This is a genomic window from Actinosynnema sp. NPDC059335, from assembly GCF_042752395.1.
Taxonomy (GTDB): Bacteria; Actinomycetota; Actinomycetes; order Mycobacteriales; family Pseudonocardiaceae; genus Actinosynnema.
Window position 1 is genome coordinate 1 of sequence record NZ_JBHYXZ010000259.1, and the last position, 7,082, is coordinate 7,082.

At 74.3% G+C, this 7,082-nt stretch carries 6 protein-coding genes; 2 read left to right on the forward strand and 4 right to left on the reverse strand.

The window, feature by feature from the left end; genetic code table 11:
* Nucleotides 1-218: 218 nt before the first annotated feature.
* A complete protein-coding gene (locus tag ACFXGA_RS38910; protein ID WP_378097801.1) occupies nt 219-386 on the reverse strand; it encodes a thiazolylpeptide-type bacteriocin in 168 nt (55 codons plus the stop codon).
* 595 nt (nt 387-981) lie between these two features.
* Between ACFXGA_RS38910 and ACFXGA_RS38915 the strand changes: the two genes are divergently transcribed.
* The gene (locus tag ACFXGA_RS38915) at nt 982-1,671 is read left to right on the forward strand and encodes a class I SAM-dependent methyltransferase (RefSeq protein ID WP_378097804.1); all 690 of its coding nucleotides are present in this window, start codon (nt 982-984) and stop codon (nt 1,669-1,671) included.
* Between the two features lie 42 nt (nt 1,672-1,713).
* Here ACFXGA_RS38915 and ACFXGA_RS38920 read toward each other — a convergent pair whose 3' ends face one another.
* The 3 genes from ACFXGA_RS38920 to ACFXGA_RS38930 form a co-directional block, all read right to left on the reverse strand.
* Nucleotides 1,714-4,449: an AbfB domain-containing protein gene (locus ACFXGA_RS38920; protein WP_378097807.1), complete on the reverse strand. Its 2,736-nt coding sequence runs from the start codon at nt 4,447-4,449 to the stop codon at nt 1,714-1,716.
* 540 nt (nt 4,450-4,989) lie between these two features.
* Nucleotides 4,990-6,084: a winged helix DNA-binding domain-containing protein gene (locus ACFXGA_RS38925; protein ID WP_378097809.1), complete on the reverse strand. Its 1,095-nt coding sequence runs from the start codon at nt 6,082-6,084 to the stop codon at nt 4,990-4,992.
* A 45-nt stretch (nt 6,085-6,129) separates the two neighbouring features.
* The gene (locus ACFXGA_RS38930) at nt 6,130-6,552 is read right to left on the reverse strand and encodes a VOC family protein (RefSeq protein ID WP_378097812.1); all 423 of its coding nucleotides are present in this window, start codon (nt 6,550-6,552) and stop codon (nt 6,130-6,132) included.
* Between the two features lie 92 nt (nt 6,553-6,644).
* Between ACFXGA_RS38930 and ACFXGA_RS38935 the strand changes: the two genes are divergently transcribed.
* Nucleotides 6,645-7,082, forward strand: a 438-nt coding sequence (locus tag ACFXGA_RS38935) for a helix-turn-helix transcriptional regulator (RefSeq protein WP_378097815.1), incomplete at its 3' end; no start/stop codon positions are given.

The following is a 7,082-nucleotide window of genomic DNA, read 5'->3' on the forward strand; positions in this document are numbered from 1 at the left end:
GGTCCCGGACGGCTACCTGGAGCTGGCGGCCGCGGTCGGCGCGGGCATCGCGGCCCGCGGCGGGTCGCGGACTGGGGGGGGCGGGCGCCCCTCCATGATTGGCGCGGGTGGGGCGGGGGGCCCCCCGCGCGGGCCCCCCCCCGGCGCCGACGAGCTGCGCACCCCTCGTCACGGCGTCACGCGTCGCGGGCGACGGACGGGGAGCCGGGACGCCGACCTCAGGAGGTCGGGGTCGGCAACTGCGGCTGGCAGCAGCACGAGCTGCCGCACGACGCGCCGATCGACGCGCCGCTCTCGGGCAGCGCGACGGCGTCGCGCATCGTGGTGACCGCCAGGTCGTCGAGGACCAGGTCCTCGGCGTCGAAGGTCAGGTCGAGCTTGTCCATGTGCACCTCCTTCCCGGAACCGGGACGCTAAGTCGGGCGATTCGGGCCGACAAGGTCCGGGAATTGCCCGCTGCGGTGTTACTTCGGACCACGAACCTTCATTTCGAGTGGTGTTCCGCCGTTCGGGTCACCCTCGTCGTAACGGGCCTGAGCTGCACCGATGCGACCGGGGGAAGCGCAGGGCGAAAAACCGCCGATCGGCCGGGATTCGTGATCGACACGGAGGTCCCGGGCCGTTCCCGCAGGCCGGATGTCCGACCGGTCGGCCCGGTCGGAACGGCCGTCCGCATCCGGCCGATGCCCCTTGGCCCGGTCGAAGCAGCCCCTCCGGCGACCGGTCGGCCGCACCGGGCGCACCGTCCCGACGGCGGGACGGTGCGGACTGCCGAACCCGGCCGGACCCGCGGCAACGGCCCGCTCGGCCGACGCGCGCTGAAAGCGCTTTCCCCCTATTTCGGTCAATCGCCCTCCCCACTTCTCGCGAGCCCGGCTGCGGGGTCCGGTGGCCGAAAGCGGCCGTGTGTCGGGGCCGGGCTGCTCCCGCGCCGGGGTCGATCGGATTGCCCCGTGCCGGGCTCCCGCTAGGGTGCTGCCAATGACCGAGAACGCGGTGACGCCCGCCGGGCAGGACTGGGAAGAGCAGGCCCGGAACTGGATCGCCTGGGTGCGCAAACCCGGGTTCGACTCGTACTGGCGCTACCGCGACGCGTTCTTCGCGCTCGTCCCGCCCGCCGGTCGGGCCACGCTCGACCTCGGCTGCGGCGAGGGCCGGGTCTCCCGCGACCTCGTCGGGCGAGGGCACCGGGTCACCGGCATCGACGCCTCCCCCACGCTGGTGGAGGCGGCACGCGAGGCCGACCCCGGGGGCCGCTACCTGGTGGCCGACTCGGCGGACCTGCCCTTCCCGGACGACGACTTCGACCTCGTCATCGCCTACAACGTGCTGATGGACGTGGACGACCTGCCGGGCAGCGTCGCCGAGATCGGCCGGGTGCTCGAACCCGGCGGCAGGCTGTGCCTGTCGATCACCCACCCGATCACCAACACCGGCAGCCGCCGGGACGGGCTGTTCGTCCTCGACCGCCCCTACTTCGGCCGGCACCGCTTCGAGGAAGAGGTCGAGCGGGACGGGATGCGGATGAAGTTCCAGGGCTGGAACCACCCGCTGAGCGCCTACACCGAGGCCATGGAGGAGGCCGGCCTGCTCGTGGAGGCGCTGCGGGAGCCGCGGGTCGGCACGGACCCCGTCCCCTGGCACCTGTGGCTGCGGGCGGTCCGGCGGTGAGCCCCGCCGCGACCGCGCGGGGTCGCGACGGGGCCGGTTCGGTCAGGGCGACCAGGGGGCCGCGAGCTGCCAACTGCTGTCGGCGGTGAGGGTCTGCGGGCGGTTGGACCCGGTGTCGCCGCCCGAGGCGATGAACACCTGGGACTCGTAGTGCCGCAGGTACGAGCCGGGCACGTTGATCGACTCCAGCGTCACGCCCGTGCCGCCGACGCCGGGCCGCGCGCAGAACGTGGCGTCGGCCCGCAGCAGCGCCGAACCGTCGTCGGGCGAGTTGCGCACGCGGCCGGACGCGTGCCGGAGGAACTGGCCGGGGTAGTTCACCGACTCGAACGAGTAGCACGACGAGTCGGCCAGCCCCCGCCGGACGGTGTAGGTGGCGTCGGCCTTGAGCAGCGCGCTGCTGCCCGCGTTGACGACCTCGGTGTAGGCGAGGCTGTCGGCGTGCCGGAGGTAGCGGTCGGTGTAGCCCCACGTGGTGACCTGCAACGACCGGCGCACGTCCGTGGGCAGTGACGCGGAGCTGCGCCACAGCGCCGGTTCGGCCGCGTTCCAGGTCGTGTCGGCGGCGAAGCTGCTCGCCGTGTCCCAGGGGTTCGGGCCGCCGCTGCGGGCCAGGTAGGCGTTCTCGGCGTAGTGGCGCAGGTACGCGCCCGGGAAGTTCAGCGACTCGAACGACGTGCCGCCGGCCGCCAGGCCCGGACGGGCGCACCAGGTGGCGTCCGCGTGGAACGAGCCCCCGGTGTCGCCGTCCAGGCGCACCCGGCTGTCGGCGTGCCGCAGGTAGCGGCCCGGGAAGTTGACGGACTCGAACGAGAAGCAGCGCGGGTCGGCCAGCCCCGTCACGGTGCGGAAGGACGCGTCCTGCCGCGCGCCGTCGGCGCTCCCGGTGGTGATGACGTCCGTGCGGCCCAGGGAGTTCGCGTGCCGCAGGTAGCGGTCGGTGTAGCCGGGCGTGGTGACCCGGAACGACCGGACGTGCCCGAGGGTGAGGGCGACGGGCGAGTTGAGGTTGCGCGAGGCGGCGACCAGGTCGGCGTGCGCGGCGCGGACCTGGTCGGTGTCCACCTTCTGCACCCGCCGGTCGTAGGTGAGCAGGCCGTTGTACTCGCCCTCGACGTCGGTGATCTCGGTGTAGACGGAGGCGGAGACGCCCTTGGTGGTCATGAGCTGCCGCACGTCGCGGACCATGCCGGTGTAGCGGTCGTTGAGCTGGGCGGGGCCGAACACCTGCTCGTAGGCGAAGAACCGGCCGTCGGGGCTGTGCTCGTGGCCGGGGTTGCGCAGCCCGATGCCGCCGAACTCGCCGAGCACGGAGAACCGGGTGGTGGACGGCCGGGGCGCGTCCGGCCCGGTGTAGACGTGCCAGTCCATCATGTCCCCGGTGCCGGGGTCGCCCTTGGACGCGCAGCAGTTGTAGCCGCTGTGCGCGTTCATCAGGCGGGTCGGGTCGTAGTTCTCCAGGGCGGTGGTGACGCGTTGGGTGTCGGCGAGGTTCCACTCGCCCCAGCCCTCGTTGAACGGCACGTAGGCGACCACGGCCGGGGAGAACCGGTGCTCGTCGACGATCTCGCGGGCCTCGGCCTCGAACTGCGCGATCTGCGCGGCCGTGCGGTTGGCGTCGGACGTCGGCGTGGACGGCACGTCCTGCCACACCAGCAGGCCGAGCCGGTCGGCGTGGTGGTACCAGCGCGCCGGTTCGACCTTGATGTGCTTGCGGACCATGGTGAAGCCCAGGTCCTTATGCTTCTGCAGGTCGAACGCCAGGGCGGCGTCGGTGGGCGCGGTGTAGAGGCCGTCGGGCCAGAAACCCTGGTCCAGCGTCCCGATCTGGAAGACGAACTCGCCGTTGAGCGTGGGCCGCAGCACGCCGTTGACCACCTTCTTGCCGACCTCGCGCATGCCGAAGTAGGACACGACCCGGTCCACCGTGCCGCCGGAGGCGTTGCGCAGCGAGACGCGCAGGTCGTAGAGGTACGGGTCGTCGGGCGACCAGCGGCGGGCGTTGGGCACCGGCACGGAGAACTCGGTGAACCCGCCGGTGGCACTGCCCACGACGGTGGCGCCGGCCATCGCCTCGGCCAGCACGGTGTGGCCGGTGACGGCGCCGCGGGTGAAGACCCGGACCCGGGCGGTGTTGTCGGCGAGGTTCGGGTGGATGTCGACGGAGGAGATGGAGGACGTCGGCGTGGGTTCCAGCCAGACGGTCTGCCAGATGCCCGAGGTCGGCGTGTAGAAGATGCCGCCGGGGTTGTTGACCTGCTTGCCGACCGGCTGCTTCTCGCCGCGCCCGTCGGTCGGGTCGTAGACGCGCACGACCAGCTCGTTGTCGCCGCCGTTGAGCTGCGCCGTGATGTCCACCTCGAACCGGTCGTAGCCGCCCTTGTGCGTGGTGACCTGGGTGCCGTTGACCCAGACCGTGGCCTCGTAGTCGACCGCGCCGAAGTGCAGCTGCACGCGCCGCCCGCTCCAGGACTGCGGGACGGTGAACGTGCGCCGGTAGAACATCAGGTCGCGGTTGTCGTTGCGCATGATGCCCGACAGCGCCGACTCCACCGGGAAGGGCACGAGGATGCGTTCGGGCAGGGTCTGGCCCAGCGGGGGCGCGGCGTACCGGTTGACGTTGCCCGCGCCGTCGGTGGCGGGGTTGAGGAACTGCCACTCGCCGTTGAGCGACTGCCAGTCCGGGCGGGTCATCTGGGGGCGCGGGTACTCGGGCAGGGGGTTGGTCGTGGACACCTGGTCGGTCCACGGCGTGGACAGGGGCGGGGTCTTGGGCACGACGGCGGCGGACCCGACGGGCTCGGTCGCCGGGGCCGGCGATGCGGGCGCGGCAGCCGCAGGCGCGGGCAGTGCGGCAGGCGCGGCGGGTGCGTCCGGCGGGGCAGGCGCGGGCGGCGCGGCGGATGCGGCAAACGCGGCCGGTGCGGCCGGTGGGGCAGGCGCGGGCGGCGCGGCGGATGCGGCAAGCGCGGCCGGTGCGGCCGGTGGGGCAGGCGCGGGCGGCGCGGCGGATGCGGCAAGCGCGGCCGGTGCGGCCGGTGCGGGCGGTGGGGCGAGCGCGGCGGGCACGGCGACGAGACCGGCGGCCAGCGCCAGCACGGCCGTCGCCGAGGCGCGGAGGCTGCGCATGGGACTCCTTCCGGGTGCGGGGGGCGAGTGCAGCGGCGGCGGCCGGAGTGCGGTGAGGAGAGGTCGGCAGCTCCCGGTGAGTGGCGGGGCGTGCACGACCCACGTCCCTTTTACATCGTTGGAACAACGTTGTACAGGCTCCGGACGACTGCCGTCGGCCCGCATGGCAACCGGTGCGCGCCCGACGGCTCAGCGAGGTGCCACCCGCACGCCGCCGCTCTCGCCGTCGGACAGGAACGACGCCAGCTCCCGCCCTTCCTCGGCGACGGCGGCGCGCTCGGCGCGGGAGAACGGGCGCAGCGGCGTGACGACCACCGTGCCGCCCTCGGTGGTCCAGGTCGCCGAGACCCGACCGTCGACCAGCACGACCCGCGCGCCGGCCACCGACAGGCCGCGGTGGGCGTCGTCGATGATCCGGCTCCGGTCCTGGTAGCCGAGGATCGCGTTGTCGAACGCGGGCAGGAACCGCACCGGCGCGGGCGTGTCGGGGTCGGGGCGCGGCGCGTCGGGCAGGTCGAGCAGTTCCCGGCCGCGCTCGTCGCGGAAGGTCAGCAGCTCGTCCCGGATCGCGGCCACCGCGCCGGGCAGCCCGGCCAGGCCGGACCAGGCCCGCAGGTCGGCCACGGTGGCGGGGCCGAACGCGGCCAGGTAGCGCCGGGCCAACTCCGCGCCGACGGGGTCGGCGCCGTCCGGCGCGGGCGGGTCCACGTCCCGCCCGAGCCAGGAGGCGAGGCGGAGGTTGCGCACGCCCGCCTTGGCGCGCCACAACCCCCGCGGCGGCAGCTGCACCATCGGGACGAGGGCCGCGACCGCCATCTCCCCCAGCGCCCGCGCCCCCGCCGCCGGCCGGCGCGCCGAGAGCGCGCGGCCGACCTCCGCCATCGAGCGCGGCTCGTCGTCGGCCAGCACCGCCCGTGCCGCCGCGGCGAGGTCGTCGAGGTCCACCCCGTCGAACTCCCGGCGGTAGACGCCGAGCACCCGTTGGCGCAGCATCGCGTCGTGGCGCGCCCGCCATGCCACGGCGTCGTCGGCGGTGACGAGGTGGATCGTGCGGCGCATGAGGTGCGTGCGCACCACGCGCCGCCCGATCAGCAGCCCGTCCAGCGCGGCGGGGTCGAAGGCGCGCAGCCGGGACCAGAGCCCGACGAAGGGTTCCTGCGGTTCCTGCGCCTGGAGCCCGCACAGGTGCGCGACGGCGTCCAGCACCGGCAGGTCGGCCCGGTCGAGCAGCCGCTGCCGGGCGAGCGCCGCCCGGTTGAGCGCCCGGTTCGCCAGCACGGTCATCGGGTCATGCCCCCTCGGTCGTGGTCCGGTCCTCGGCCGCGCGCGTCACCCGGCGTGCCCGCCGGCGACGTCCACGACCCAGACGACGCCGAACCGGTCCCGCAGCATGCCGTAGGCCGGCGACCAGCCCGCCGGACCCATCGGCACCACGACCGTCGCGCCGTCGGAGAGCCCTTCCCAGTAGCCGGCGACCTCCTCGGCGGTCTCGCCGCGCACGGAGACGAAGAACGGGTTCTCGCCGCGGTCGTGGCCGAGGTGCGAGGGCACGTCGTAGGCCATGACGTGGAACCCGTTCCCCGCCCGCACCTCGCCCCAGGTCACCTGGTCGGCCTCGGCCGCGTCCCGGACGTTCCCGGCCTGCTCGTAGGTGACGACGGCGAGGTGGCCGCCGAACACGGACCGGTAGAACTCCAGCGCCGCACGCGCCTCGCCGCGGAAGTTCAGGTGGGTGGTGGTCGTGATGGACAAGATCGCTCCTGGGACTCGGTGTCTGATGCGTGTCCCACGGTCGCAGGGGAAGCGGTCAGGGTGTGTCCTCTTCTTCGGGCAGGATGGCGGACGTGCCGAAGACCTCAGCCCGACTGCTCGCCCTGCTGTCGCTGCTCCAGGCGCGCCGCGACTGGCCGGGCGCGCTGCTGGCCGAGCGGCTGGACGTCAGCCCGCGCACGGTGCGCCGCGACGTCGACCGGCTGCGCGAGCTGGGCTACCCCATCCGGACCGTGAAGGGCCCGGACGGCGGGTACCGGCTCGGCGCGGGCGCCGAGCTGCCGCCGCTGCTGTTCGACGACGAGCAGGCCGTCGCCCTGGCCGTGGCGCTCCGGGTCGCGGCCACCGCCACCGGCCTCGGGGTCGAGGAGGCGGCGGCGCGGGCGCTGCACACGGTCCGACAGGTCATGCCCGCGCGGTTGCGCCACCGCGTCGACACCCTCCAGGTCACCGCGGTCGAGCGGGACGCCCCCCCCCCCCCCGACCGCGGGGGGGGGGTGGGGTTCACCCGC